This is a genomic window from Microbacterium sp. (assembly GCF_026393345.1).
Taxonomy (GTDB): Bacteria; Actinomycetota; Actinomycetes; order Actinomycetales; family Microbacteriaceae; genus Microbacterium.
The window spans coordinates 39368-65158 of record NZ_JAPLAI010000011.1 but is presented as its reverse complement, the minus strand read 5'-3'; the positions used below and the strand labels follow the sequence as shown (position 1 = coordinate 65158).

The window sequence follows — 25791 nt, the reverse complement described above, 5'->3', positions numbered from 1 at the left end:
GGGCCGCTTCGGCGGTCACGAACTAGGTCTCGGAAGTGATGTCGACGTAATGTTTGTCTACGACCCGGCTGCTGGCGCGGATGAGACCGAGGCCAACTCAGCAGCGTTTGCGGTGGCAAATGAATTTCGCCGACTCCTGATGACACCCTCGAATGACCCACCGGTGGACGTAGATGCCGATCTCAGGCCTGAGGGCAGGCAGGGCCCTCTCGTCCGTTCTTTATCCTCCTATGAGGCCTACTATGGTCGGTGGTCGTCTCCCTGGGAAGCTCAGGCGCTGCTTCGTGCCCAGCCGGTGGCTGGTGATGCTGAATTGGGGAGGCAGTTCACCAAGCTCATTGATCCACTGCGCTATCCCGCATTGGGTGTTCCCAATGAGCAGGTGCGGGAGATCCGCCGACTGAAGGCAAGAATGGAGGCCGAGAGGCTGCCACGTGGTGCGGATGTGACCTTGCACACCAAACTCGGTCGCGGTGGCCTCAGTGATGTTGAATGGGCGGTGCAACTGCTGCAGATGCAGCATGGTCACATCCACCGAGAGTTGAGGACCACATCAACCCTTAATGCACTCGCAGCGGCAGAGACATTAGGGTATATCGAAAGCTCCGATGCCATGCAACTGCGCGATGCGTGGCGTCTTGCCACCTCAGTGCGTAATGCCATCATGCTGGTGCGAGGACGAGCATCTGACGTGCTTCCCACCGAATCACGCGAGCTTATGGCGGTCGGTTATGTGCTCGGCTACCCAACCACCGATTCCCATCGTCTGATTGAGGACTACCGGCGAGTGACTCGACGGGCTCGACTCGTCGTTGAAAGATTGTTCTACGGTGAGACCGGCTGATTCGCGAGGAATTGGTAGCTATCCCTTTTGTAGGGCAGTAGAAACCGATCGCAGCTTTCGGCGATGGAGGGTTCAAGTTTACGGCAAAGAGGGGATCCATCCTTGCGATGTCGGAAGTAGAAACCAGCCGTCCACCAGTTGTTCATGTCGAGAACCATCGCCTCCTGAACACCGGCGCCAACGAGGGTGTTGGCTAGGCCAGCTGCTGAGAGATACGGGGATCCAACATAGACAATGCTGCCATCAGATCGTTGGCCGATAGCAGATCGCCAGGCGAGACTCTCCTTGTCGGTGGTCGCCCCCCAGACGACATTGTCGGTCGCACTCGAGACCTTGGACTCACCCTTGTCGACGATGAGATTCAGATTCTGACGTACGGACTGCACCTGATCACTCATCTGGAGACCGTGGCCCCATTTGCCGATTTTGATGCTGCCGTCCTTGTATATAACCGTACTCGCCTTGCCGTTTACCAGCGGCTTGACCATCTCCCCTCCGTAATAGTACCCCGCCATAGTGTCGGCAAGACGAAATGCCCCGTTGAAGTTCGCCAGCACAATGGGCCAGTCCTCCTTGGGCAGTGCTCCATCAAAGGGGTTTGGCCCACCGGGTTCCTGATAACCCGGGATAAACATGGCGGTTGCGAGGGTAGTGTCGATCCACATAGCAGAGGCGAAATAACTGGTGTGGACGTCATCGGCGCGGACTCGGGTGACATAGATGGCAGGGATTCCAGCAACATGGCTGCCGACCGGCTGCCACAGCCCCTCCTTTGGCTCTGGCATGCTGACCGGGGAGATGATCGGTGGCGGGGGGTCGAGGTGCTTAACCTCAGGTGCAACAGTTGCCTGCGCAGAGGCACTGGGCACAGGCTGCATAGGTTCGACACCGGCAGAATCCTCGGCTGTCAGGTCAGCTGAGACAGTCGGTTGTCCGCCGATTTGCGGAGTGTTGATGTAGGTGTAGTAGAGATTCTCAAGTTGGGCCACCACGGGGCCCATATTGTTGTCTCTCATCCACGTGGCGATAATCACCTCCTTGGGCTCGCCATCGGATTCTGCGTAGGTCTGCTGGAAAGTGAAACCTGTCCAGAAGGATGAGCTCCATACGATGACCGTGAGAGTGATGAGCAGTCCTCTGGTGATGGCTCGGGGGAGGTGCGGGAAGAAGGGCCCGGTCTTCTCCGCCCAATCAAGCCAAGCCTGGCCGTGACCTTCGGCTAGGAGGGTGTCCTCCCAGCGGGATTTGATGGCAAAGAAACAGACCAGCAGTACCCACCAACATAGGCTCCATGCGGAACCGGCGGCCACGACCAGACCAAGGGTGAGCACCATGACGCTTGAATAGATCGGGTGCCGAGCCCAGTGGTAGATACCCTCGGTCTGCAGATCGGCTGCCGGTTTCGGCACTGGCGTGGGGGTGAGGGCTGGCCCGAGTTGCCGGAGGGCGAGAATCCCGATCGCCACCCCGCCGATGAACAGCAGGCCTCCGACGACAAGCCACGGGGGAGTGCATGGCCGCAAGGGCAGGATGAGGAGAACCACAAGCATCAGCGCCTGTACTGCGACTAGCATCCAACCGATGGTTCGCCGGTTCATAATCAGATCATCCCCCAGCCAACCGCCGACTTGTCATCGGGGGAATACCTTGACGATTCCAGGTCAGTTAAAAAGGGGGGCGGGCCACCGAAATGACCCGCCCCCCTTCCCCTTGGGCGCGAGGCGAATCGACGCGAAAGGGAACCTGTGGGATTGCTGAACGAAGGGAACTAGATGTCGTAATAGAGCTCGAATTCGTGCGGATGCGGACGCAACCGGATGGGATCAATCTCATTGGTGCGCTTGTAGTCGATCCACGTCTCGATCAGGTCGGCTGGGAAGACCCCGCCAGCCTGCAGGTATTCGCTATCGGCCTCGAGAGCGTCAAGGACGGCAGGCAGGGAGCCGGGCACCTGAGGGATGTTCGCCATCTCGTCGGGCGGCAACTCGTAGAGATCCTTGTCGACGGGTGCGTGTGGCTCGATCCGGTTCTTTATGCCGTCCAGACCAGCCATCAACTGGGCGGAGAAGGCCAAATAAGGATTGCTGGACGGATCCGGCACGCGGAACTCAATGCGCTTGGCCTTGGGCGAATTCCCGGTTACGGGGATTCGGATGCAAGCGGAGCGGTTGCGGGCTGAGTAGACCAGATTCACGGGCGCCTCAAAGCCAGGCACCAGACGGTGGTAGCTATTGACCGTCGGGTTGGTGAATGCCAGCAGCGACGGTGCATGATGCAGCAGGCCACCGATGTACCAGCGCGCTGTGTCGGATAGGCCTCCGTAACCACGCTCGTCGTAGAATAGAGGTTCGCCGTTCTTCCAAAGTGACTGGTGGCAGTGCATGCCCGAGCCATTGTCGCCGAAGAGCGGCTTGGGCATGAAGGTCGCGACCTTGCCCCACTGGTCGGCCGTGTTCTTGACGATGTACTTGAACTTCAGGATGTCGTCCGCCGCGTGGACCATGGTGTCGAAGCGGTAGTTGATCTCCTGCTGACCACCGGTGCCGACCTCGTGGTGCGAGCGCTCGAGGATGAACCCGGACTCGATCAGGTTGAGCGTGATGTCGTCGCGCAGGTCGGCGGTCTTGTCGACCGGGCTGACCGGGAAGTAGCCACCCTTGTACGGGGTCTTGTTGGCGAGGTTGCCGCCCTCTTCTTCACGACCCGTGTTCCAGGCGCCCTCTTCGGAGTCGACCTTGTAGAAGCTCGAGTTCTGCGTGACCTCGTAGCGGACGTCGTCGAAGATGTAGAACTCGGCCTCGGGGGCGAAGAACGCGGTGTCGGCGATGCCGGTGGAGGCCAGGTACTTCTCGGCCTTCTTGGCGACCTGACGCGGGTCCTTGTGGTAGATCTCGCCGTTGCGCGGGTTGTAGATGTCGAAGATCATCACGAGGGTCTTCGCCTCGCGGAACTGGTCGACGTACGCCGTCGACACGTCCGGAATCAGCTGCATGTCCGACTCGTGGATGTTCGCGAATCCCCGGATGGAGGAACCGTCGAACAACTGGCCGACGGTGAAGAACTCTTCGTCGACAGTCGATGCGGGGATGTTGAAGTGCTGCTGGACACCAGGCAGATCCGTGAACCGGATGTCGAGGAACTTGACGTCCTCGTCCTTGATGAACTTGAGCACCTCGGATGAATCACTGAACATGGAGACTCCAGAGGTAGGGCATTCGGGAATTCCGCCCGCCAGGGCGGGCTCCCTCGACCGTATCCGGGGGGCATTGCCCGGCGGTGTCTCTTATGTTTCCGGCATGTTACGCGTGCCGGTTTAGGCTGACTCCGTGCCCGAAACCCCCGCAGAATCCAGCTATCCCGGCGAACGACTGGGTCTTCCGAACACCGGACGGGGGAGTGTCGCCCGGGTCGGGCGCCGTCTCGGGGCGCTGGCGATCGACTGGGCCTGCGCGACGATCATCTCGATCGCGTTCTTCTCGTACGACAGCTGGGCGACGATGGCGATCTTCGCGATCGTCCAGGTCGTGTTCCTGCCGCTGCTGGGCGGGAGCCCGGGCCACCGCATCCTGGGCCTCCGCCTGGTGCGCGTCGACGGTGCCTGGGTGGGCCTGTGGCGCCCCATCGTCCGCACCGTCCTGCTGGTGCTGGTGATCCCGGCGGTGATCTGGGACGCGGATCAGCGGGGCCTGCACGACAAGGCCGCAGGAACCGTCCTCATCCGCGGCTGACCCGCGGCGAGTCCGGGGGAGACTCGGCTCAGCGGGGTCGCGGCGCGCGAACCTTGGTGGGGTCGATGCCCTTCGGGATCGGCAGCGACGACAGCGACTGCGAGACCGACTCGACGCGCTTGATGACGGCCGCCATGGTGGTGCGGTCGATGGCCTTCGGCAGCTTCTTGATGGTCTTCGCGAGCTGGCTGATCTCGACCTCGTCTTCGCCGTGTCCGACGTAGATGACGGTCACGGGGACACCGGAGGCGACGCGGGTGACCTTGGACCGCTCGTCGGCGACCAGGCGGGTCAGACGTCCGCGGGCGCCTTCGCCGACGACGACGACGCCGCCGCGGCCGATGGCGCGGTAGACCGCTTCCTGCGTGCGCGGGTTCACACCGACGGGCATCTCGCTCGACTGCCAGTTGCGTCCGAGGGAGGTGCTCAGCACGTGACCCGCGGCGCCGGGCATGCCGTCGATCTTGCGGTACATCGCGGTGGTCGACAGCCGCGTCATGGTCATGAGGGCGGCAAGCACACCGACCAGCAGGCCGGTGACGCCCCAGAGGATGATGCTCCAGATGGCGAAGGGCGGGATGAACGATCCCACCGCGACGCCGAGGGCGACGCCGACGACGAGGATGCCCGCCAGCAGCCAGGGCAGCCAGCTGTACTCCTCCTTCGTGAATCGGAAGAGGGTCTTGAGCTGAGAGAAGAAGCCAGGACGCTTCTCCGGGGTCGTGCTGCGGGCCATACCTCCAGCCTACCGGCGCGGCGCCCACCTCTCCTCCCCAGTCGGTGACGGGATGTCGATCGTGCACGGATGCGGCCGCCCGTCCCCGCATCCGGCGCACGGCGACGCAGCCTGACGGAGTGATGGATGCTGCCCCGGTCGACCCGCTGGCCGCCGGTGTGCCGCAAATCCTGCGGCACGTCGGCCCGCCTGCCGCGCCCTGGCCGGCGGGGATGGTCCGCGTCGGGGAGACCACGGCACTGCTCGTGGATGCGGAACTGCTGCCATCCGGCGCGTTCGGGGCGCCGGCCGACCACCTCGCCCGGCCGACGGAGGTCTTCCGCACGCCGACGGGCCACCTGGTGCTCATGCCGCCGGTCGCCCTCCCGGCGCTCCCCGTCCCGGTCGAGGGGATCGGCGGCGCGATCACGCTGGCGATCAGCATGCTCCGCGGCATCGCTGCGGCAGATCCGGAGATGACCGGGCAATGGTGGTTGAGCCCGGAGGGTCGTCCGCTGTTCGTCCCGGTCGCGGGAGCGCAGCCGATTCGTCCCGCCGCTGCGGACCTGCTCCGGGCCCTCGGCATAGGCGACGATCAGCCGCTCTTCGATCAGCTCGCCGCGGAGCTGGAGGACTCGGACCCGCTTCCGCTCACCGGGTGGGAAGAGCGGGTGTTCACCCTCGGTCGTGCGAGCGCGGTGCGGGCCCGACCGGACGCACCGGGATCGTCGCGCCGGGACCGGAGACGCGGCGCCGCATCCGCATCCGGCGCGCCGACATCCCGGCCCGCCCGGGTCCGCGCCCGAGGCGCGCGAGAACGCATGTCCGATGCGGGCACCGGGCTGTGGCGGATGGTTCGGCGCTCACGGCTACGCCGGCGGCCCCTGGTGATCGGCACCGCGGCGGTCGCGGCGATGATCGTCCTCGGGGTAGGCCTCACGTGGCCGGAGCGGTCGCCGGCGCCGCAACAGGTCGCCGTCTCTGCTTCGCCCAGCCCGGCCCGGCCGGGCGAAGCCGCCGAACCGGAGGCGACCGGGGAGTCGGCGGATGATGCGGCCCCATCGGGTGTGGCGGCCACCGCCGGCGACGATCTCGCCGCGGTGGCCATGACACTGATGTCCGGGCTGCGCGCCTGCGGGAACGACGCCTCCTGCCGCGCGGGGCTGGTGGAAGATCCGGCGAAGACCTTCCCTGCCGGTCCCGCCGTCGACGCGGTCGATGCGCAGGCGACGCTCATCGATGATCTCGGCGGCATCGCGGTGGTCCGTGTCGATGCCGACGCGGCAGGTCAGATCGTTCTCATCGTCGCCCGAGACGGAAAATGGCTGGTCCGCGACGTCTATGACGTCGCGGACCAGCCGTGATCGGATGCGTCAGGCGCCGAGGGAACCGGCGAAGTCCGCGGCTTCCAGACGCGCCTTGACGGCGGACAGGAAGCGGGCCGCATCCGCACCGTCGACGACACGGTGGTCGTACGACAGCGCGAGGTACACGTAGGAGCGAATCGAGATCGCGTCCTTGCCATCGACCGTCACCACGCCGGGGCGCTTGTACACGATGCCGGTGCCGAGGATGGCGGACTGCGGCAGGAAGACCACCGGGGTGTCGAACAGCGCGCCGCGCGAACCCGTGTTGGTCAGTGTGAAGGTGCCACCGGCGAGCTCGTCCGGCTTCAGCTTGTTCGACCGCGTCCGGGCGGCGAGATCGGCGATCTCGTGAGCGATCTGCGCGATGGTCTTGTCACCCGCATCACGGACGACCGGCGTGAGCAGGCCACGCTCGGTGTCGACCGCGATGGACAGGTTCTCCGAGGCCGGGTAGACGATCTGATCGCCGTCGACGGTGGAGTTGATCACCGGGTACGCCTTCAGGGCTTCTGCGGCAGCGAGGGCGAAGAACGGCAGGAACGACAGCTTGTCGCCGGTCTTGGCGAGGAAATCGCCCTTCACCTGGTCGCGGTAGTTCGCGAGCTTGGTGACGTCGACCTCGACGACCGTGGTCAGCTGCGCGGTCTGCTGCATGGAGGCGACGGCACGCTCGGCCAGCACCTTCCGCAGTCGAGACATCGGCTGGGTCGTGCCGCGCAGCGGCGAGACCTCGAGCGTGGGCGCGGCGGGTGTGGCGGCTTCGGCGGGAGCAGCGGATGCGGCCGGAGCGGATGCGGCTTCGGCCGCCTTCAGCACGTCCTCCTTGCGGATGCGACCGCCGACGCCGGAGCCCTTCACCGTCGCGAGGTCGACGCCCTGCTGCTGCGCGAGGCGGCGAACCAGGGGCGTGACGTAGGTGGGGCCGTCGTCGTCCGCGTCTGCCGGCGCTGCGGCAGGAGCAGACGCGCTGGGGGCGGGAGTGGCGGGCGTAGCAGGCGCAGGAGCGGCAGCGGGTGCGGGCGTCGCGGCAGGCGAAGGAGCAGCAGCCGGTGCGGCCGTCGCCGGGGCGGACTGCGCCTCGGCCTGCTCGACCTCGACAGGCTTCTCCGTGGAGGGCGCTTCGGGGGCTGCCTCGGCCGCGGCGGGCGCGGCATCGCCGATCCGGGCGAGCGCGGCGCCGACCTCGACGGTCTCGTCTTCCTGCACCAGGATCGCCTGCAGCACGCCGGCGATGGGCGACGGGATCTCGGTGTCGACCTTGTCGGTCGAGATCTCGAGGATCGGCTCGTCGACGGCGACCTCGTCACCGACCTGCTTGAGCCAGCGGGTCACGGTGCCCTCGGTGACGCTCTCACCGAGCTCGGGAAGCACGATCTCGTGGCCACCGGATGCGGAGGGAGCGGGAGCGGCAGGCGCAGGAGCGGGCTCGGGCTCGGGGGCGGCCTCGGGCTCGGGCTCGGCCGGAGCCTCCGCGGCGGCGGCGGGCTCCTCGGCGGGCGCGGCAGGCTCGGAGGCGGCGCCAGAGCCGTCGCCGATCTTCACGAGGATCGCACCGACTTCCACCGTCTCGTCTTCCTGCACGAGGATCTCCTCGATGACGCCGGCGACCGGCGAGGGGATCTCGGTGTCAACCTTGTCGGTCGAGATCTCGAGCAGGCCCTCGTCCACCGCGACGGTGTCGCCGACGTTCTTGAGCCAGCGGGTGACCGTTCCCTCGGTGACGCTCTCGCCGAGAGCGGGGAGGACCACGGAAGTGCTCATGGCATTTGCTCCTTCTAAAACGATGTCTGTCTAGCTTAGTGATCTGTGCAGGTCAGAGCGTGTGCAACGGCGACCCGGCGAGGGCCAGAAGCGCCTCGCCGAGTGCTTCGCTCTGGGTCGGGTGCGCGTGGAGGAACGGCTTCACGTCCTCGGGATGCGCCTCCCATCCGATGATGAGCTGGGCCTCCGTGATGAGTTCCCCGACGCGGGAACCGATCATGTGGACGCCCACGACGGGCCCGTCGACACGGCGGACGACACGGACGCTCCCGGCGGTGCCGAGGATCTCGCTGCGCGCGTTCCCGGCCAGGTTGTAGTCGACGACCGCCACCGCATCCGCCCCGAATCGCTCCTCGGCCTGCGCCTTGGTGAGGCCGACGGCGGCGAGCTCGGGCTGCGAATACGTGATGCGGGGGACGTTCTCGTCGGGGACCGCAGTCGGGTTCGTGCCGGCGATCTGCTCCGCGACGAAGATGCCGTGCTGGAAACCACGGTGTGCGAGCTGCGGACCGGCGACGATGTCGCCGACCGCCCACACCCCGGGCGCGGCGGTCCGCAGCTGCTCGTCGACGACGACGAAGCCCCGCTCGACGCCGACGCCGGCCTCCTCTAGTCCGATCCCGTCGATCGCGGGCACGCGACCGATCGCGACGAGGACGTAGTCGGCGGTGAGGACCGAGTCATCCTCGAGAGTGACGGTCACCTCGGTGTCCGTCTGTGCCACCGACGCGACCCGTGTGCCGATGCGGGCGATGATGCCGCGCTTGCGGAACGCACGCTCGAGGCCCTTCCGCAGCGTCTCGTCCTCGTTCGGCACGAGGCTCGGCAGCGCCTCGACGACCGTGACGTCGGCGCCGAGCGAGCGCCACATGCTGGCGAACTCGACGCCGATGACGCCGCCGCCGAGCACGACGACGCGGGCCGGGATCTCGTCGAGCTCCAGTGCGGTCTCGCTGGTGAGCACGCGGCCACCTGTCGTCACGCCGGGCAGGTCGCGCGTGCGGGCGCCGGTCGCCACGATGACGTCGGGTGCCTCGAACACCTCGTCGCCGACCCGGACGCGTCCCGGCTGCTCCAGCCGGCCGTCGCCGACGACGACGGTGATCTTGCGGGCGGCGAGGAGCCCCTCGAGGCCCTTGTGCTTCTTCGCGACGATCCCGCGGCGGAACGCCTGCATCGCCTCGACGTCAACGCTCTCGAGGGTCGCGCGCACGCCGACGGATGCGGCCTCGCCGACGGTGTCGACGACCTCGGCGACGTGCAGCAGCGCCTTGGTGGGCACGCAACCGCGGTGGAGGCACGTGCCGCCCACCTTGTCGCGCTCGATCAGGACGACCTGCTTGCCGAGTTCGGCGGCGCGGAGGGCGGCGGCGTACCCGGCGCTGCCGCCGCCGAGGACGATGATGTCGGTTGCCATGTCAGGCCTGCCCGCGGAGGAGCTCGATGAGCGCGCGGACCGAGGCCCCGGTGGCACCCTTCTCGGTGAATCCGTAGGCGCCGCCCTTGTGCCATCCGGACCCGGCGATATCAAGGTGCACCCACGGGATGCGAGGCGCGTCGTCCGCGTCCGACGCGCGGCCGACGAAGCGCTGCAGGAAGAGGCCGGCGAACAGCGAGCCGGCGGCAGGGTCGCCGATCTTCGCGTTCACGAGGTCGGCGATGGGGGAGTCGAGCTCGTCCTCCATGTACTCCGGCAGGGGCAGTCGCCACGAGGGCTCACCGGCTCGCTCGGCGGCGTCGAGGTAGGCGGCGACCGCGTCGTCCGCACCCATGACGCCGGTGAGCCGGGTGCCGAGCGCGGTGATGATGGCGCCGGTGAGGGTGGCGACGTCGACGATGAGGTCCGGCTGCTCGCGGCTCGCGGCGACGAGCCCGTCCGCGAGCACGAGGCGGCCCTCGGCGTCCGTGTTCAACACCTCGACGGTGGTGCCGTCCAGCATCCGGAGCACATCGCCCGGGCGGGTCGCGCGTCCCGACGGCATGTTGTCCGAGATGCAGAGGTAGGCGGTCACGCCGACCGGCAGTTCCAGCTGGGCGGCGGCTCGGAGCACCGCGAGCACCACCGCGGCGCCGCACATGTCGTCCTTCATGCCGACCATCGAGGCGGCGGGCTTCAGCGACAGCCCGCCGGTGTCGAAGGTGATGCCCTTGCCCACAAGGGCGACGCGGCGCGCGGCGCCCGCCGGGCGGTAGTCGAGCCGCACGAAGCGCGGCGGGCGATCGGATCCCTGACCGACGCCCAGGATGCCGCCGAAGCCCTGTTCGGCCATCGCGACCTCGTCGAGGACGGTGACCTGTCGGCGACTTCGGCGACCGCGCGACGGGCGAGGTCGTCCGGGCCGAGCCATTCGGCGGGGATCGAGGTGAGGTCCTTCACCAGCGCCACGGCGGAGGCGACGACCTCGGCGGCGGTGGCATCGGCGGCGGAGGCCTGCGGCGCCACCACGACCACGCGCGACGCGCGGCCCGCGGGCCCGCTGCGCTTGTATCCCTCGAACCGGTAGCCGCCGAGGCCTGCGCCCTCCAGCAGCGCGGGCGCCGCGTCGGGAGCCACGGGGGCGAGGATCGCGACCGTCTCGAAGCCGGTGAGCTGTCGGATGCCGGAGCCCGCCGCGGTGCGAAGGGCCGCCGCATCCGCGTCGCTGCCGGATCCGACGACCGCGAGCGGGCCGTCGAAGACGTCGGGGGCGTCGACCCGGAGGTAGGAGCCTACGGCGCCGGAGAACCCGACGCGGCCGAGCAGGGCGCCCAGGCCCGACCAGGTCTTGTCCTCATAGAACGGATCCGCCGGCGGCGGGATCACCAGGAGGGCGGCATCGGCACCGGTGGTGCGCAGGTCGGAATCGGTCACGGACAGCGCGGGATACGGCATCCCCCCATCGTAGGCCGAGCCTGCGAACCGCCCGCAGGTATGCGTGCGCCTCGTAGCATGGTGGTATGCCCTTCGACATCCCCGTGTTCGAGCCCGCGGAGCCGGCGCCGGTCGTGCCTGCGGGTCTCCCGCTGGTGGTCCTGCTGACGGGATTCACGGATGCGGGTTCCGCTGTCTCGCAGACGGTCTCCTACCTGCGGGACGAGCTGACCCACGCCATGGTGCGCCGTTACGAGAACGACGTGCTGCTCGACTACCGCGCACGTCGTCCCCTCATCTCCTTCGAGAGCGACCACCTCACCGATTACCGCCCGCCGCGGTTAGAGCTCACTCTCACCCGTGACGCTCTCGGCCAGCCGTTTCTCGTCCTCGCCGGCTACGAGCCGGACTTCGCCTGGGACAGCTTCGTCGCCTCGGTGGCGGAGTTCGTGCAGTCCGCGGCGGTCTCATCGGTCACCTGGGTGCACGCCATCGGCATGCCGGTGCCGCACACCCGCCCGCTCGGCGCCACGGTGTCGGGGAACCGGACCTCGCTCGCCGAGGACCACTCGGTGTGGAAGCCGCACACGCAGGTGCCCGCCACCGCCGGTCATCTCCTGGAGTACCGCCTGGCCGAGGCGGGCGTCGCCGTGGCGGGATTCGTGCTCCTCATCCCGCACTACCTCGGCGACACCGAGTACCCGGGCGCGGCAATCGCGGCGCTTGACAGCATCACCGCCGGCACCGGACTCGTGTTCGGTATCGACTCCCTGCGCGATGACAACGAGGAGTTCCTCGGCAAGGTGTCGGAGCAGATCGCCGCAAGCGATGAGCTGGAGCGGATGCTGCATGGTCTCGAGGAGCGATACGACTCCTACATGGCGGGCTCCACACAGGCGACCGCGCTGCTGCACGAGGCCGACCTTCCCAGCGCCGACGAGATCGCCGCCGAACTGGAGCGGTTCCTGGCGAACCGCGGACACGGTGACGAGGAGCGTCCCGGTCCGCTGGCCTGAGGGAATGCCCGATCGGGCTCGGATGTTGTGCCCTCTGCGGGGTCGACAAGATCTCCGTCCGCGTATGCGACAATAGAGGACCGACCCATTGTCACTCGCAGCGATCCGCTCGCTGCGGACTTGACAAGGGTCTTACTAGTGTCCGAGATCGATCGCGGCACACACACCCGGTGAAAGGCGAACCGTGACTCCGAGCACGAAGACCGACAACCGCTCGCGCACCGCGACCGATACCGCTCCGGCGGAGGCCGTGGTCGAAGAGGCGGTGGCCGCCGCTGCGCCGAAGAAGGCTCCTGCGAAGCGCGCCACGACGACCAAGGCCGCGACCACGAAGGCCGCGACGGCCAAGAAGGCCGCTCCGGCGAAGAAGAGCACCAAGAAGCCCGTGAAGGGCGATGACGACTTCGAGGACGACGCCGAGATCGACGATGAGGTCATCGTCGACGAGGTCGTCGTTGACGACGCCGATGACTCGGCCGCTCCGGCCAAGGACAAGGCGAAGGCAGCCGACGACGACGATGACGACGACGAGAACACGAAGCCCAAGTTCTCCGAGCCGCTTCCGACCGGCGCCATCGTCATCTCGTCCAACGACGAGGACGACGTCCCCGTCTACTCGACCCAGATCACCGGCGCGACAGCCGACCCGGTCAAGGACTACCTGAAGCAGATCGGTAAGGTTCCGCTGCTGAACGCGGCCGAAGAGGTCGAGCTCGCCATGCGGATCGAGGCGGGCCTGTTCGCCGAAGAGAAGCTGTCGAAGATGTCGGCGGCCGAGAAGTCCAGCCAGATGGGACTCGACCTGCAGTGGGTCGCCCGCGACGGCCAGCGCGCCAAGAGCCACCTGCTCGGTGCCAACCTCCGCCTCGTCGTCTCGCTCGCCAAGCGCTACACCGGCCGCGGCATGCAGTTCCTCGACCTCATCCAGGAGGGGAACCTCGGCCTCATCCGTGCGGTCGAGAAGTTCGACTACACCAAGGGCTTCAAGTTCTCGACCTACGCGACGTGGTGGATCCGCCAGGCGATCACGCGCGCCATGGCCGACCAGGCGCGCACCATCCGCATCCCCGTCCACATGGTCGAGGTCATCAACAAGCTTGCCCGCGTGCAGCGGCAGATGCTGCAGGACCTGGGCCGCGAGCCCACGCCCGAAGAGCTGAGCCGCGAACTCGACATGACCCCGGAGAAGGTCATCGAGGTGCAGAAGTACGGGCGCGAGCCCATCTCGCTGCACACGCCCCTCGGTGAAGACGGCGACAGCGAGTTCGGTGACCTCATCGAGGACACTGAGGCGGTCGTTCCTGCCGACGCCGTCGGCTTCACCATGCTGCAGCGTCAGCTGGAATCGCTCCTCGACTCGCTCAGCGAGCGCGAGGCGGGCGTCATCCGGATGCGCTTCGGCCTCGGAGACGGACAGCCCAAGACCCTCGACCAGATCGGCGACACGTTCGGCGTGACACGCGAGCGCATCCGCCAGATCGAGTCGAAGACCATGGCGAAGCTTCGCCACCCCTCGCGGTCGCAGTCGCTGCGGGACTACCTCGAGTGAGCGAGGCCGGCACGCCGGAGGCGAACGAGGGCAAAGCGCTCACCGTCGAAACCGACGGCGCGCGCTACATGCGGATCCCGATCCGCACCCGCGTGGTGCTTCCGGGCGATGAGCTCGACCCCTTCGTGACCGAGTACGCCGCCCCCGTGGTGCAGCCGGGTGACCTGCTGTTCGTGACCGAGAAGATCGTCGCGATCACGCAGGGTCGCTCGTACCTGGTGGAGGACATTGCGCCGCGGAAGCTGGCGCTGTTCCTCTCGAAGTACGTCACCCGCACCCCGCACGGCATCGGTCTCGGCATGCCCGAGACGATGGAGATGGCGCTGCGCGAGTGCGGGACGCCCCGCATCCTGCTCGCTGCCGCCGTGTCCGCTGTGACGAAGGCGTTCGGTCGCAAGGGCGACTTCTACCGCATCGCCGGTGACAAGGCCCGCGCCATCGACGGCCCGACCAGCGGCACGATCCCGCCGTACAACAAGGCCGTCGTGCTCGGCCCGGAGCGACCCACCGAGGTCGCCCGTCACCTGCAGAGCCTGCTCCCCGCGGGCGTTGAGGTGGCCGTGGTCGACATCAACGACCTAGGTGGCAACATTCTCGGTTCGACCCTCGACAAGGCGGGGGAGAAGCGCCTCGTCGCGATCCTCAAGGACAATCCGCTCGGTCAGGGTCACCAGTCGACGCCACTCGGTGTCGTGCGTCCCGCCTGAGCCGTTACGAAGACGACAGCCCCCGCCCGGTCATCCGGTGCGGGGGCTTCGTGCGTGTCCGGCCGGGTCAGAACCCGATGGCAGCGCGGTAACGGGGCTTGTGGCCGGTGCGGATGCCGGTCGCAGTGGGCTTGTTCTCGTACACGCCGGCCGCCCAGTTGCCCTCGACGAGCACCGGGCCGTTCGGCGTCACCACGATGTCCCAGCCGACGTACTGGATCTGCGGCACGACGCGCGCGACCCGGTCGACGAACGCGACGACCTTGTCGTACATCGGCAGCTGGAAGTCGGCGATCTTCACCCCGGACTCCGGGTGAAATTCGTGGATGTTGTCGTGCGAGTCGTACCCCTTGCCGACGGAGTGACCGGTGTCGTCGAGCATCGAGTAGAACCCGCCATAGGTCATCTGGTCGCTCACCGCGCCGCGTCCGAACTTCTGGGCGACCGCGAGGATGTGCGTTCGCGTGCCGTCGAAGAACGCGGTCACGCGGGTGGTGTTCACCGTGCCGGGGCAGACCGCGGCGAGGTCCGGATGCTGCACGATGACCTCCTCGAGCAGCAGCTCGCCGCGCTCCACGAGACCGCGATGGAACGCATCCCAGTCATCGATCTCCTCGGCGCGGTACCGGTGTACGCCCGTCCCGGCCTGGCCGACCGGCTCCTTGGCGACGACGGTGCCCTGGCCGGAGACGAAGGCGCGCACCTCGTCGGCGTTGTCGGGGGTCACGATGAGCCAGGCGCGATGCAGGTGGTCGGCGAAGACGCGGTTGAACGCGATCTTGTCGTGGAACTGCGGGCGGTACGCCGGGTCGTCGTACTTCTGCGACAGCTGGTTCGACACCGGGTGTGTCATGTACGTCGCACGCTCGGCGCGACTGAGGATGGCGAAGTCGTAGTCGGCGTAGTCCTGGAATCCGACGTTGCGGAAGCCTGCCTGGACGAGCATGTCTGCCGCGATGACCGCGGTGTTGCGGTGGTGCAGGGTCGCCGCGGTCTTGGCGCGCTCCATCAGTGAGCCGACGTCGATGCGACGGGCGCGTCCGACGAGATAGCGCAGACGAGGGGCGAGACCGAGAGAGGGCATACGTGCTCCGGGGTGGGGATCGGGGACCCCGACAGTCTAGGCCGCCGCGGTCACCGGTCCCGGTGTCGCCCGGAGGTCAGTTCGCGTCGACGAGGCGCGCGGTCTCGTCGTGCCAGCTGGTGGCGACAGCGCGCAGCTTCTCTTCGTACTTGCGTCCGTGGTGTGCGCAGAACAGCAGCTCACTGCCGTTCACTTCCGCGGCGATGTACGCCTGCGCGCCGCACGAGTCGCAGCGGTCCGCGGCGCTGAGACGGTAGTCGAGAACGGCCTGCTCGCCGGATGTCGATGTCATGTTCATCGCTGGACCTCCCTCAAGGTGCGTTCGGTGCGTGTCACGACATACAACCACGCGCACCTGGGCAGAATGCCGCCATCCACCGGCATTTCGCTGTGCGCGTATCCGACCCCGACCGGCCCGTGTCTGTGCGCCGTCGTGGGGGAGGCCCCGGATACGCTTGAGGATTGTGACAGCCGAATATTCCGCCCACCATCTGCAGGTCCTGGAGGGGCTCGAGGCCGTTCGCAAGCGCCCCGGTATGTATATCGGCTCCACCGACTCCCGCGGCCTCATGCACTGCCTCTGGGAGATCATCGACAACAGCGTCGACGAGGCGCTCGGTGGCCACGGCAACCGCATCGACGTCGTGCTGTACCGCGACGGCAGCGTCGAGGTGCGCGACCAGGCGCGCGGCATCCCTGTCGACATCGAACCGCGCACCGGCCTGTCCGGTGTCGAGGTCGTGTTCACCAAGCTGCACGCGGGTGGCAAATTCGGCGGCGGCTCGTACGCCGCATCCGGTGGTCTGCACGGTGTCGGCGCGTCCGTCGTGAACGCACTGTCCGAGCGACTTGACGTCGAGGTCGACCGCGGCGGCAAGACCTGGGCCATGTCGTTCCACCGCGGTGAGCCGGGGCTGTTCGCCGACTCGGGCGAGCCACGCCCAGATTCCCCCTTCACCCCGTTCCGCGATCGCAGCGAGCTGCGCGTGGTCGGCAAGGCCAAGAAGGGTGTCACGGGCACCCGCATCCGGTACTGGGCCGACCGGCAGATCTTCACGAAGGATGCGTCGTTCACCTCGGACGAACTGGTGCAGCGGGTGCGCCAGACCGCGTTCCTGGTGCCGGGTCTCGAGATCGTCGTCCGCGACGAGCGCGGCGAGGAGAGCGTCGAGTCGGTGTACCGCTATGACGGCGGCATCTCGGAGTACGTGGAGTTCCTCGCCCCCGACACCGCCATCACCGACACCTGGCGACTGACCGGCACCGGCACGTTCACCGAAACGGTGCCCGTGCTCCAGCCCACCGGCGCAATGATCCCGACGGACGTGGAACGCGAATGCCACGTCGATGTGGCCCTCCGCTGGGGCACCGGCTACGAGACCGTGTGCCGGTCGTACGTCAACATCATCGCGACGCCCAAGGGCGGCACGCATCAGCAAGGTTTCGAGCAGGGGCTCATGAAGGTGCTGCGCACCCAGGTCGAGCAGAACGCACGCCGACTCAAGGTCGGCAACGACAAGCTCGACAAGGACGACATCCTCGCCGGCATGTCCGCGGTGCTCACCGTGCGCCTCTCGGAACCGCAGTTCGAGGGTCAGACCAAGGAGGTGCTCGGCACCCCCGCGGTCAAGCAGATCGTCGCCTCGGTCGTGACGAAGGAGCTGGCAGCCCGGTTCTCGTCTGCCAAGCGCGACGACAAGGCGCAGACGGCACTGCTGCTGGACAAGGTCGTCTCGGAGATGAAGGCGCGCATCTCGGCGCGCAGCCACAAAGAGACGCAGCGCCGCAAGAACGCGCTGGAGTCGTCGTCGCTGCCGGCGAAGCTCGTCGATTGCCGTTCCAACGACGTCAACGACTCCGAGCTGTTCATCGTGGAGGGTGACTCTGCGCTCGGCACCGCGAAGCTCGCCCGCAACAGCGAGTACCAGGCGTTGCTACCGATCCGCGGCAAGATCCTGAACGTGCAGAAGGCGTCGGTGAGCGACATGCTCTCCAACGCCGAGTGCGCCTCGATCATCCAGGTCATCGGCGCCGGCTCCGGCCGCTCGTTCGACATCGACACGGCGCGCTACGGCAAGATCATCATGATGAGCGACGCCGACGTCGACGGCGCGCACATCCGGACGCTGCTGCTCACGCTGTTCTTCCGCTACATGCGGCCGCTCGTCGAAGAAGGACGCGTGTACGCGGCCGTCCCGCCGCTCCACCGGGTCGTGGTGATCAACCCGGGCAGCAAGCCGAACGAGACGATCTACACGTACAGCGAGCAGGAGCTGCACCAGCTGCTGGCGAAGCTCACCAAGTCCGGCAGGAAGTGGCAGGAGCCGGTGCAGCGCTACAAGGGACTTGGTGAGATGGATGCCGAGCAGCTGGCCGTGACGACGATGGATCGCGCCGGGCGGACCCTGCGGCGTGTGCGGGTGCAGGACGCGGAGGCGGCCGCATCCGTGTTCGAGCTGCTCATGGGCAACGAAGTCGCCCCGCGCCGCGATTTCATCGTGTCATCGAGCGACAGCCTCGCGCGCGAGCGTATCGACGCCTGACCCGCGGTCGGCGACCGAAACGTCGCCGACGCGCCCCGCCGAGACCACATCCATCCACCGAAACCACATCGGATCGGATGTGGTCTCGCGCAACGGATGTGGTCTCGCGCGTTGCTCAGGCGATCGCGGTGCCGATGGCGCCGATCACGGCATCCAGCGGCTGTCCGGAGGTGTCGCGCTTCGCACCGGTCTCGGGGAGCTGACGCACCGCGCCGTCGGTGCCCACCGCGCGGGGATCCGCACCGACCCAGGCCAGCGAAATCTGATCCTCGCCCTTCAGGAAGCGCTGCGCGCGCACCCCGCCGGTGGCACGGCCCTTCGCGGGGAACTCGGACAGCGGCGACACCTTCGCCGAGCCCGGGTCGGCCCCGACGAGCGCCTGCGTCGACCCGGCGACGGTGACCACGACGTTCTCCTGCTCCGGGTCCACGACGCCGAACGACACCACGGCGGCACCGGCGTTGAGGCGGATGCCGCCCATTCCCGCCGCGGAGCGTCCCTGGGGGCGGACGGATGCGGCGTCGAACCGCAGCAGTTGCGCATCGGTCGTGACGAACACCAGCTCGGTGCCGTCGGGTGCGGGCGCCGCGCCGATGACCCGGTCACCGGGCTTCAGCGAGATGATCTCGACGTCGTGCTTGTTGGCAGGGAGTTCGCTCGCAGCGACGCGCTTTACGACACCCTGGACGGTGCCGAGCGCGATCACCGGCTCATCGACCAGCGGCACGATCGCGACGACGTGCTCCGAGCCGCTGAGGCCCAGGTACTGGTCTGCCCGGGTTCCGGCGGCCAGCTGCACCGAGTTGCCCGGCACGGAGGGCAGGTCGACGGGGGAGAAGCGGATGATGCGCCCGGTGCTGGTCACCGCGCCGAGCTCGCCGCGCACCGTGGTGTCGGCGACGCTTCGGACCGCATCGTGCTTCGCGCGACGGGTGGGGGCGAGGATGCCGGCGGGATCGCTGTCGTCCGCACCGGCACGGAGCGCCGCACGCACCATGCGACCCGTGGCAGAGAGGAACACCCGGCACGGGTCGTCGGCCAGCTGCAGGTCCGCGGCCGCGCGAACGCTGCGCGAACGTGACGCCACCGGACCGTCGAGGAGCACGGTGCGGCGCGGGGTGCCGTAGGCCTCCGCGACCGCATCCAACTCGCGTGCCACCTGTGCGTGCAGCAGCATCTCGCTGCCGAGGAGCTCCTCGAGCGCCGCGATCTCGGCCTTCAGCGCGTCCTGCTCGGCTTCGAGCTCGACGCGGGAGAACTTGGTGAGGCGGCGCAGCCGCAGCTCGAGGATGTACTCGGCCTGCAGATGCGACAGGTCGAAGACGTCCATCAACCGGGTGCGGGCCTGCTCGGAGTCGTCCGAGGTGCGGATCACCTGGATGACCTCGTCGATGTCGAGGATCGCGATGAGCAGACCCTCAACCAGGTGCAGCCGGTCCTTGCGCTTACCGAGCCGGAAACGGCTGCGCCGGGTAACGACCTCGATGCGGTGGTCGACGTAGACGCGCAGCAGCTCCTTCAGCCCGAGGGTCTGCGGCTGGCCCGCGACGAGGGCGACGTTGTTGATGCCGAACGAGTCCTCGAGCGGGGTGAGGCGGAACAGCTGCTCCAGCACGGCGGCGGGGTCGAAGCCCGTCTTCACCCCGATGACCATGCGGAGGCCGTGATTGCGATCGGTCAGGTCGGTGACGTCCGAGATGCCGGTCAGCTTCTTCGAGCCGACCGCATCCTTGATCTTCTCGATGACGCGTTCCGGACCGACGGAGTACGGCAGCTCGGTGATGATGATGCCGGTCTTGCGCGGGCCGAGCTGCTCGATCGACGTCTTCGCCCGGGTCTTGAACGAGCCGCGGCCGGTGGCGTACGCGTCTTTGATGCCGTCGAGGCTCACGATGATGCCCCCGGAGGGCAGGTCAGGGCCGGGGATGAACTCCATCAGCTCTTCGAGCGTCGCGTCCGGATTCTCGAGCAGGTGCGTGGCGGCGCCGACGACCTCGATGAGGTTGTGCGGTGCCATGTTCGTGGCCATGCCGACGGCGATGCCGGTGGTGCCGTTGACGAGCAGGTTCGGGAACGCGGCCGGGAGCACCTCGGGCTGCTGGAACTGGCCGTCGTAGTTCGGGATGAAGTCGACGACGTCCTCGTCGAGGTTCTCGGTCAGCGCGAGCGCCGGGGGAGCGAGCCGGGCCTCGGTGTAGCGGGGCGCGGCCGGACCGTCGTCGAGCGAGCCGAAGTTGCCGTGCCCATCCACGAGCGGGACGCGGAGCGAGAACGGCTGCGCGAGACGCACGAGGGCGTCGTAGATGGGCGCGTCACCGTGCGGGTGCAGCTTTCCCATCACCTCGCCGACGACGCGCGCACTTTTCACGTGGCCGCGGTCGGGACGAAGCCCCATCTCCGCCATCTGGTACAGGATGCGGCGCTGCACGGGCTTCAACCCGTCGCGGGCGTCGGGGAGGGCGCGCGAATAGAACACCGAGTAGGCGTACTCGAGGAACGAGCCCTGCATCTCGGTGGACAGGTCGATGTCCTCGATGCGGCCTTCGGGCGCGGGGGACGGGACGGAACGCGTGGGTGTCATGGGCAGGAAGACCTCGGGTCGGTGGCGGCCGTCGACGTGTGTGCCAGACTGGCCCCGATGTCTCTCAGCCTACCGGCGCAGCCCGCCGATGCCCGGAGCCTCACCGACGTCGTGCCGATCGTCCGCGACGCTCTGGGCGGGACATCCTCCGAACTGCCGCCCGCCCGATCGGGCATCGTGTTCGTCGTCGACGGCCTCGGCGCACGGAACCTCTCGGCCCGCCGCGCGCACGGCCGTTTCCTCGCCGCGGCGATGGCCCGCCGTGACGTCGCCCGCACGGTCTTCCCCAGTACGACGGCGGCGGCACTGACGTCGCTGCTCACTGCCACGTGGCCCGGCGAGCACGGGGTCGTGGGATACCGCGCCCGGGTGCCCGAGACCGGCGAGGTGGTCAACCAGCTCAACGGGTGGGACGACGGCTCGCTCGATCCGATGACCTGGCAGCGCGCCGAGCCGCTGTTCGCGGCGGACGCGGCTCAGGGCCGCCCGTGCTTCGCGGTGTCGAAGCCGGAGTACGCGGATTCCGGTTTCACCCGCGCCACGCTCCGCGGCGCAGAGATCCACGGCGTCGCATCCCTCGACGACCGCATCGACCTGGCTGCGCATATCGCGCGCACGACGCCCGGCTCGCTCACGTACCTGTATGCCCCCGAGCTCGACACGGTCGGCCATCGGCGTGGGGCGGAATCGGACGAGTGGGCGTTCGCGCTGGAAGCGCTCGACGCCGGGGCGCGTCGGCTGCACGAGGCGGCGGGCAGTGAGGTGGGCGTGATCGTCACCGCGGATCACGGCATGGTCGACGTGCCCGCCCACCGTCAGGTGCTGTTCGGCGACGGGCCGCTGACCGCGGGACTGCAGGACGTCGGCGGGGAGCCCAGGATGCTGCACCTGTACGCCGAGCCGGGGGCCGCCGGCGCGTTGCACACCGCCTGGCTCGACGAGTCGTCGCGCGCCTGGGTGATGGCGCGCGACGAGGCGATCGATGCGGGCGTGTTTGGCCCGGTGGTCGCGGATGCGGTGCGTGCCCGCATCGGCGACGTGCTCGTGGCGGCGAGGGGGCGGTACGCCTACTACGACGACCGCGTGGCAGACACCTCCCCGCGCCGCATGGTGGGACAGCACGGTTCGCTGACCGATGAGGAGACTGCGGTCCCGTTCATCCGGCTCGGTGCCTTCGCTCGCTGATCAGCTCTCGTCGGTGCGGGCGCCGAAGACGATCTCGTCCCACGACGGCATCGAGGTTCGACCCTTGCGCCGGGAGGGCTCTGCCGCATCCGGACGCGAGCCGCTCGGCTCGGGAGCGGGCTCGGTGTCGCCGGGCTCCGGTGTATCGAACAGTGCGACAGGCGCCATCTTCCGGTCCTCGGCCTCGCCCGTGGGCGCGGGTGTGCGCTGACCCCGGCGGCGACGGAGCGCCTCCAGCAGGTCGGCGGTCTCCGGCGAGGTCACCGGGGCATCCGGGGCGCGCTTGATGGCCGCATCCTGCGCCGTATGACGTGCGGGATCGGTGACGGGTTCCATGGACCCGCGAGCGCCGAAGGCACCGCTGTCGAAGCGGGTGTCGTCCTTGAAGCCGGGGGCGTCGAGAGCACGGAGCCGCGGGATGAGTCCGTCCGGCAGTGACCCCTGGCGCGACAGCTGGGTGGCGTCCGCGTTGAGGGGGGAGAGGGTGCTGCGCCGGGGATCGAACGACCAGCGTGCGTCCCGCTCGACCTCGCCGGCGACGAACGTCAGCTTGACGATCCAGCCCGACGCATCCTTCCAGCTCGTCCACCGTTCACCCGTGGCGCCGGCCTCATCGAGCTTTGCGCGCACCGCGGTGCCGAACGTCGTGGACGGCGAATCGTCGAAGTCCGCGCCCATGAGAACGGGAACCGACAGCGCTTGGCCGACGATGAACTCTCGCTCCGCGAGCACCGGGACCTCATAGCGGCGGACGTCCTCGACGCTCGCACCGAGGAGCTGGGCGACCTCTTCCGCTGACAATCCGCCGCGGATCTGGGCCTGCACTTCGCGCGGGCTGGGCTTCGCTGTGACCGGCGCGCTCTCACGATCGCGGCGCACACGCCGAAGTTCTGCGCGCAACACGTCATCGACCGGCAGGGTATAGCGATCACCGCCCTGTGTGGCCAGGACCAGTGCGCCATCTTCCGTGCCGATCACTCTCAGCTGTTCCATGCGAGACGCGCCTCCGATCTGCGGTGTACGCCCATGCTCACACACGCCCCCGCCGACTCGGGGAATATTCGGGGCGCGCCGCGGGTTTCGGTCTTGTCGGTCGGATCGCACGCAGTAGTCGCATTTGCTAAATGCGAGGCCGTCATGCAAACTATGGCCGCCCGCCCCGAGGCGGTGCGCTCCACCCGAAGAAATAAGAGACACGGACGAATGGCAACGGATTACGACGCCCCCCGCAAGACCGAGGACGACAGCGAGTCGATCGAGGCGCTCAAGGAGCGCGTCCCCGACAAGCTCTCGGGGTCGGTCGACGTCGAGGACGCGGACAACCCTGCAGGCTTCGAACTGCCCGGTGCCGACCTCTCCGACCTGGAGCTCGACGTTGTCGTGCTCCCGGCGCAGGAAGACGAGTTCACCTGCGTCAGCTGCTTCCTCGTGAAGCACCGTTCGCAGCTGGACCACGAAGAGTCCTTCGGCCCTATCTGCGCGGAGTGCTCGGCCTGAGTTGAGCGCGGCGGACAGCCGCCGCAAGACGATCCGGCGTGCGCGTGGAGATCACCCACGCCGGAGTCGGGTCGTCCTGGTCGATGACCGGGACGACCACCAGCCCGTCGATTCCCCCACGAAGCAGGTGCCAGGCGCGAGCCGACAACTTCGGTCCACGCGCATCCCTTGCGTCCGCACCGGTGAGTGCCGTGGGATCCCCGAGCAGCGAAACATCGATGTGCGCGCGCCCCGCTCGAAGCGTCGAGCCGTTGACCGACACCACCGGTGCGGTCGCGACCATCGCGGTCACGATGACGGCGGCGACGACGACGCCCACGATCAACGCGATCACTGCTCCTGCCGGTGCCAGCACCAGCACCGCCATCGGGGCACAGACAGCGGCCGCCACCAGCATCCACAGAGAGGGTGCGAGGCGTTCGCGATAGGGGCGGGCGCTGGGGTTCATGTTCTGCATTACCCTCGATGGGTGACGGAAAGCGTGGATGTCCCCATTATCGCGTCCGCTGCTCCAGTCTTCGCCCATCCGGGCGATGCGGGTGCAGATCTCATCGCCGCGGAGGCCGTGCGACTCGAGCCCGGGCATCGCGCCCTGATCGGCACGGGCGTGCGGATCGCCCTGCCCGACGGGTATGTCGCGTTCGTGGTGCCGCGCAGCGGTCTGGCCGCCAAGCATGGCATCACCGTGGTGAACTCCCCGGGGACCGTGGATGCGGGTTACCGCGGCGAGATCAAGGTCTCGCTGCTGAACACCGACCTGTCCGAGGCGTACGACGTCGCCGTCGGTGACCGCATCGCACAGCTCATCGTGATGGCTGTTCCCCCGGTACGCTTCGTTCCGGTCGAGGTCCTCCCTGAGAGCACGCGTGGCGAAGGCGGCTTCGGCTCCACCGGCTACGCCACGAATGGAGGCACCCGCGCATGACGGATGCATCGATCCCCGCCTCGAAGTCCGCTCCCGACACGCGCGCCGTCGACGGCCCGTTCGACGAGAGCGAGGTGAATCCGGTCCGCCCCTACATCGACCTGGGTGCGGTCAAGGTGCTGCCCCGAGAGGGACTGAACCTCCGCCTCGAGGTAGAGGAGCAGACCAAGCGCATCGTCGCCGTGGGGCTCGACTACGCCGGCTCCACGCTGCAGGTGCAGGCCTTCGCCGCACCGCGGTCCACGGGCCTGTGGGACGAGACGCGGGAGCAGATCCGCCAGCAGGTGCGTCAGCAGGGCGGCCGTGTCGAGGAGCGTTCAGGCCCCCTCGGGCCCGAACTCCTCGCCGAAGTGCCCGTCGCGGCGGGCCAGGACGGCACGCCCGGGATGCGGCTCGCCCGGTTCGTCGGCGTCGACGGACCCCGCTGGTTCCTGCGGGGCGTGATCGGGGGAGCGGCGACCAGCGATGTCGAGGCCGCGGCGCAGATCGAGGACCTCTTCCGATCCCTGGTGGTGGTACGGGGCACGACACCGATGCCGCCGCGCGACCTCATCCCGCTGAAGATGCCCGCCACGCCGGGTACCGCGTGACCGACGAGCGCCCGGCGGAGCCGGAGCGACCCGATCTCACGCCTCCGCCCGCATCCGAGGTTCTCGGTCAGGCTCTCGGGGCCGCCGCGCTCCGCGCCGGCCTCGATCCGGCCGCGCAGACATCCGCGGGTCATGTGGTGTGGCGAGCGATGGGCGGGTGGCGCGGCGTCCTCGAGTCGGTGCTGCCGAGTCTCGTCTTCGTCATCGTCTTCACCATCACGATCGATCCCGACACCGGGCAGGGAGACCTGTGGCTGTCCCTCGGGCTCTCGGTGGGTCTCGCGGCAGTGTTCACTGTCGTCCGCCTCATCTCCCGGACGCCCGTCACCGCAGCATTCGGCGGTCTGATCGCCGCGGCCGCCGCGGCCGCCCTGGCGCTGTGGACCGGGCGCGGCCAGGACAACTTCGTCCTCGGTTTCGTGACCAACGGCGCCTACGGCACGGTGTTCCTCGTCTCGGCGCTGATCGGCTGGCCGCTCATCGGCCTTGCCGTCGGGTGGCTCATGAACGACGGGGTGGCGTGGCGGAAGGACCGGCGCAAGCGTCGGGTGTTCGGCTGGCTGTCCCTCGCCTGGGCGGGTCTGTTCGCGCTCCGCCTCGTCGTGCAGCTGCCGCTCTACGCCGCGGGGGAGGTCGCACTCCTGGGCGCATCCAAGATCGCCATGGGGCTGCCGCTGTTCGCCCCGTTGGTCGCGGTCACCTGGCTGGCATCGCGTTCGCTCTATGCACGGGTGGATGCGGATGCGCCGGACCCCTCCGCGTCCGTTGGCGAGTGATACATTTATCTTGACATCAAGATAAATTTCCCCGGCCTGCAGTAAGGCACGCCTTCCTAGCCTCCCACCGTG

Annotated in this window: 21 protein-coding genes and 2 pseudogenes; 12 read left to right on the top strand and 11 right to left on the bottom strand. The window is 68.1% G+C overall.

Annotated features, from left to right (window positions below; all coding sequences use genetic code 11):
• A pseudogene (locus tag NT132_RS01665) lies at nucleotides 1-844 on the top strand (bifunctional glutamine-synthetase adenylyltransferase/deadenyltransferase); the annotation flags it as partial.
• Here the strand turns inward: NT132_RS01665 and NT132_RS01660 are convergent.
• Nucleotides 826-2442, bottom strand: coding sequence for a methyltransferase (locus NT132_RS01660; protein WP_297783821.1), 1617 nt, complete (start codon nucleotides 2440-2442; stop codon nucleotides 826-828). The pseudogene NT132_RS01665 and the gene NT132_RS01660 sit on opposite strands and share 19 nt — an antisense overlap.
• A 170-nt stretch (nucleotides 2443-2612) precedes the next feature.
• Nucleotides 2613-4037, bottom strand: a complete 1425-nt coding sequence (glnA, locus tag NT132_RS01655) for a type I glutamate--ammonia ligase (protein ID WP_297783819.1) — start codon at nucleotides 4035-4037, stop codon at nucleotides 2613-2615.
• A 133-nt stretch (nucleotides 4038-4170) separates the two neighbouring features.
• Here glnA and NT132_RS01650 point away from each other — a divergent pair, with 133 nt between their 5' ends.
• Complete coding sequence (locus NT132_RS01650) at nucleotides 4171-4572, top strand: RDD family protein (protein ID WP_297783817.1); 402 nt, start codon at nucleotides 4171-4173, stop codon at nucleotides 4570-4572.
• 28 nt (nucleotides 4573-4600) lie between these two features.
• On the opposite strand, the gene NT132_RS01645 is transcribed toward NT132_RS01650, so the two are convergent.
• Nucleotides 4601-5308 (bottom strand): DUF4191 family protein, encoded by a 708-nt coding sequence (locus tag NT132_RS01645; protein ID WP_297783815.1) that lies wholly within the window; start codon nucleotides 5306-5308, stop codon nucleotides 4601-4603.
• 119 nt (nucleotides 5309-5427) lie between these two features.
• Here NT132_RS01645 and NT132_RS01640 point away from each other — a divergent pair, with 119 nt between their 5' ends.
• Nucleotides 5428-6651 (top strand): hypothetical protein, encoded by a 1224-nt coding sequence (locus NT132_RS01640; RefSeq protein ID WP_297783813.1) that lies wholly within the window; start codon nucleotides 5428-5430, stop codon nucleotides 6649-6651.
• A 9-nt stretch (nucleotides 6652-6660) separates the two neighbouring features.
• Here the strand turns inward: NT132_RS01640 and sucB are convergent, their stop codons facing one another.
• The 3 genes and pseudogenes from sucB to NT132_RS01625 form a co-directional block, all read right to left on the bottom strand.
• Entirely contained in the window at nucleotides 6661-8415 is a 1755-nt protein-coding gene (gene sucB / locus NT132_RS01635) for a 2-oxoglutarate dehydrogenase, E2 component, dihydrolipoamide succinyltransferase (RefSeq protein WP_297783810.1), read from the bottom strand.
• Nucleotides 8416-8467: 52 nt separating this feature from the next.
• A complete protein-coding gene (gene lpdA, locus NT132_RS01630) occupies nucleotides 8468-9832 on the bottom strand; it encodes a dihydrolipoyl dehydrogenase (RefSeq protein WP_297783807.1) in 1365 nt (454 codons plus the stop codon).
• Nucleotide 9833: 1 nt separating this feature from the next.
• Nucleotides 9834-11287: pseudogene (locus tag NT132_RS01625) on the bottom strand (leucyl aminopeptidase).
• A gap of 65 nt (nucleotides 11288-11352) precedes the next feature.
• On the opposite strand from NT132_RS01625, the gene NT132_RS01620 reads away from it, so the two are divergent.
• The 3 genes from NT132_RS01620 (at nucleotide 11353) to NT132_RS01610 (ending at nucleotide 14538) form a co-directional block, all read left to right on the top strand.
• Complete coding sequence (locus NT132_RS01620; protein ID WP_297783805.1) at nucleotides 11353-12282, top strand: proteasome assembly chaperone family protein; 930 nt, start codon at nucleotides 11353-11355, stop codon at nucleotides 12280-12282.
• Nucleotides 12283-12466: 184 nt separating this feature from the next.
• Nucleotides 12467-13831 carry an RNA polymerase sigma factor gene (locus NT132_RS01615; protein WP_297783802.1) on the top strand — a complete coding sequence of 455 codons (1365 nt, stop codon included), beginning with the start codon at nucleotides 12467-12469 and terminating at the stop codon, nucleotides 13829-13831.
• Nucleotides 13832-13899: 68 nt separating this feature from the next.
• Nucleotides 13900-14538, top strand: coding sequence for a coenzyme F420-0:L-glutamate ligase (locus NT132_RS01610; RefSeq protein ID WP_297783831.1), 639 nt, complete (start codon nucleotides 13900-13902; stop codon nucleotides 14536-14538).
• A 67-nt stretch (nucleotides 14539-14605) separates the two neighbouring features.
• Here the strand turns inward: NT132_RS01610 and NT132_RS01605 are convergent, their stop codons facing one another.
• Nucleotides 14606-15622, bottom strand: coding sequence for a sugar-transfer associated ATP-grasp domain-containing protein (locus NT132_RS01605; RefSeq protein WP_297783799.1), 1017 nt, complete (start codon nucleotides 15620-15622; stop codon nucleotides 14606-14608).
• A 76-nt stretch (nucleotides 15623-15698) separates the two neighbouring features.
• Nucleotides 15699-15920 (bottom strand): hypothetical protein, encoded by a 222-nt coding sequence (locus NT132_RS01600; protein WP_297783797.1) that lies wholly within the window; start codon nucleotides 15918-15920, stop codon nucleotides 15699-15701.
• A 163-nt stretch (nucleotides 15921-16083) separates the two neighbouring features.
• On the opposite strand from NT132_RS01600, the gene NT132_RS01595 reads away from it, so the two are divergent.
• Nucleotides 16084-18165: a DNA topoisomerase IV subunit B gene (locus NT132_RS01595; protein ID WP_297783829.1), complete on the top strand. Its 2082-nt coding sequence runs from the start codon at nucleotides 16084-16086 to the stop codon at nucleotides 18163-18165.
• Between the two features lie 115 nt (nucleotides 18166-18280).
• On the opposite strand, the gene NT132_RS01590 is transcribed toward NT132_RS01595, so the two are convergent.
• A complete protein-coding gene (locus NT132_RS01590; RefSeq protein WP_297783793.1) occupies nucleotides 18281-20746 on the bottom strand; it encodes a DNA topoisomerase IV subunit A in 2466 nt (821 codons plus the stop codon).
• Nucleotides 20747-20803: 57 nt separating this feature from the next.
• On the opposite strand from NT132_RS01590, the gene NT132_RS01585 reads away from it, so the two are divergent.
• Nucleotides 20804-21931 carry an alkaline phosphatase family protein gene (locus NT132_RS01585; protein ID WP_297783790.1) on the top strand — a complete coding sequence of 376 codons (1128 nt, stop codon included), beginning with the start codon at nucleotides 20804-20806 and terminating at the stop codon, nucleotides 21929-21931.
• Here the strand turns inward: NT132_RS01585 and sepH are convergent, their stop codons facing one another.
• Complete coding sequence (sepH, locus tag NT132_RS01580) at nucleotides 21932-22924, bottom strand: septation protein SepH (RefSeq protein WP_297783786.1); 993 nt, start codon at nucleotides 22922-22924, stop codon at nucleotides 21932-21934.
• A 210-nt stretch (nucleotides 22925-23134) separates the two neighbouring features.
• Here sepH and NT132_RS01575 point away from each other — a divergent pair, with 210 nt between their 5' ends.
• Entirely contained in the window at nucleotides 23135-23428 is a 294-nt protein-coding gene (locus NT132_RS01575) for a DUF4193 domain-containing protein (RefSeq protein ID WP_297783783.1), read from the top strand.
• Here NT132_RS01575 and NT132_RS01570 read toward each other — a convergent pair.
• The gene (locus tag NT132_RS01570) at nucleotides 23403-23876 is read right to left on the bottom strand and encodes a DUF3093 domain-containing protein (protein WP_366940329.1); all 474 of its coding nucleotides are present in this window, start codon (nucleotides 23874-23876) and stop codon (nucleotides 23403-23405) included. The genes NT132_RS01575 and NT132_RS01570 overlap by 26 nt on opposite strands.
• Before the next feature lie 21 nt (nucleotides 23877-23897).
• On the opposite strand from NT132_RS01570, the gene dut reads away from it, so the two are divergent.
• From dut to NT132_RS01555, 3 genes are read left to right on the top strand one after another with little or no spacing between them, the layout of a single operon-like run.
• A complete protein-coding gene (gene dut / locus NT132_RS01565) occupies nucleotides 23898-24353 on the top strand; it encodes a dUTP diphosphatase (RefSeq protein ID WP_297783776.1) in 456 nt (151 codons plus the stop codon).
• Nucleotides 24350-24943, top strand: coding sequence for a DUF3710 domain-containing protein (locus tag NT132_RS01560; protein WP_297783773.1), 594 nt, complete (start codon nucleotides 24350-24352; stop codon nucleotides 24941-24943). The genes dut and NT132_RS01560 overlap by 4 nt, the downstream gene beginning before the upstream one ends.
• Nucleotides 24940-25719 (top strand): DUF3159 domain-containing protein, encoded by a 780-nt coding sequence (locus NT132_RS01555; RefSeq protein ID WP_297783770.1) that lies wholly within the window; start codon nucleotides 24940-24942, stop codon nucleotides 25717-25719. Before NT132_RS01560 ends, NT132_RS01555 begins: the two co-directional genes overlap by 4 nt.
• Nucleotides 25720-25791 lie beyond the last annotated feature (72 nt).

Bases quoted from the DNA above. Each gene is read 5' to 3' on its own strand.
- NT132_RS01600 (WP_297783797.1), bottom strand. From the start codon at position 15,920: ATGAACATGACATCGACATCCGGCGAGCAGGCCGTTCTCGACTACCGT.
- NT132_RS01645 (WP_297783815.1), bottom strand. From the start codon at position 5,308: ATGGCCCGCAGCACGACCCCGGAGAAGCGTCCTGGCTTCTTCTCTCAG.
- NT132_RS01560 (WP_297783773.1), top strand. From the start codon at position 24,350: ATGACGGATGCATCGATCCCCGCCTCGAAGTCCGCTCCCGACACGCGC.
- NT132_RS01570 (WP_366940329.1), bottom strand. From the start codon at position 23,876: ATGAACCCCAGCGCCCGCCCCTATCGCGAACGCCTCGCACCCTCTCTG.
- lpdA (WP_297783807.1), bottom strand. From the start codon at position 9,832: ATGGCAACCGACATCATCGTCCTCGGCGGCGGCAGCGCCGGGTACGCC.
- glnA (WP_297783819.1), bottom strand. From the start codon at position 4,037: ATGTTCAGTGATTCATCCGAGGTGCTCAAGTTCATCAAGGACGAGGAC.
- NT132_RS01610 (WP_297783831.1), top strand. From the start codon at position 13,900: ATGCGGATCCCGATCCGCACCCGCGTGGTGCTTCCGGGCGATGAGCTC.
- sepH (WP_297783786.1), bottom strand. From the start codon at position 22,924: ATGGAACAGCTGAGAGTGATCGGCACGGAAGATGGCGCACTGGTCCTG.
- NT132_RS01590 (WP_297783793.1), bottom strand. From the start codon at position 20,746: ATGACACCCACGCGTTCCGTCCCGTCCCCCGCGCCCGAAGGCCGCATC.
- NT132_RS01585 (WP_297783790.1), top strand. From the start codon at position 20,804: ATGTCTCTCAGCCTACCGGCGCAGCCCGCCGATGCCCGGAGCCTCACC.
- NT132_RS01660 (WP_297783821.1), bottom strand. From the start codon at position 2,442: ATGAACCGGCGAACCATCGGTTGGATGCTAGTCGCAGTACAGGCGCTG.
- NT132_RS01620 (WP_297783805.1), top strand. From the start codon at position 11,353: ATGCCCTTCGACATCCCCGTGTTCGAGCCCGCGGAGCCGGCGCCGGTC.
- sucB (WP_297783810.1), bottom strand. From the start codon at position 8,415: ATGAGCACTTCCGTGGTCCTCCCCGCTCTCGGCGAGAGCGTCACCGAG.
- NT132_RS01575 (WP_297783783.1), top strand. From the start codon at position 23,135: ATGGCAACGGATTACGACGCCCCCCGCAAGACCGAGGACGACAGCGAG.
- NT132_RS01605 (WP_297783799.1), bottom strand. From the start codon at position 15,622: ATGCCCTCTCTCGGTCTCGCCCCTCGTCTGCGCTATCTCGTCGGACGC.